The sequence below is a fragment of the Microbacterium testaceum genome (assembly GCF_001476285.1).
Lineage (GTDB): Bacteria > Actinomycetota > Actinomycetes > Actinomycetales > Microbacteriaceae > Microbacterium > Microbacterium testaceum_B.
Window position 1 is genome coordinate 1 of sequence record NZ_LDRU01000130.1, and the last position, 670, is coordinate 670.

Annotated in this window: 1 pseudogene; it reads left to right on the forward strand. The window is 66.1% G+C overall.

Annotated features, from left to right (window positions below):
• Positions 1–670: pseudogene (locus NS283_RS17760) on the forward strand (DNA-directed RNA polymerase subunit beta'); the annotation flags it as partial.

Sequence of the window (670 nt, forward strand, 5' to 3'; positions counted from 1 at the left end):
CCCACGAACGGCAGGTCCGCTTCGGTCAGTACTTCACTGCCCACAGGGGGGCGGAGTCGATCAAGCGTGGCCGCGGGACCTTCGACCGGCGGGCCGAGGCCGACAGCCTCCACCTGCAGATCTCCGGGGGCAAGGGCAAGCGCAAGATCCGCGCGATCGAGCGCCTGAAGGTCGTCAACGCGTTCCTGCAGACCGGCATGTCGCCGGCCTCGATGGTGCTCGACGTCGTTCCGGTGATCCCGCCGGAGCTGCGCCCGATGGTCCAGCTCGACGGTGGCCGCTTCGCCACCTCCGACCTGAACGACCTCTACCGTCGCGTGATCAACCGCAACAACCGCCTCCGTCGCCTGATCGACCTCGGTGCCCCCGAGATCATCGTCAACAACGAGAAGCGCATGCTGCAGGAGGCCGTCGACGCACTGTTCGACAACGGCCGCCGTGGTCGCCCCGTCACCGGTACCGGTAACCGCGCCCTCAAGTCCCTGAGCGACATGCTCAAGGGAAAGCAGGGTCGCTTCCGCCAGAACCTGCTCGGAAAGCGCGTCGACTACTCGGGTCGTTCGGTCATCATCGTCGGACCCCAGCTGAAGCTGCACCAGTGCGGTCTGCCCAAGCAGATGGCGCTCGAGCTGTTCAAGCCGTTCGTGATCAAGCGCCTGATCGACCTCGG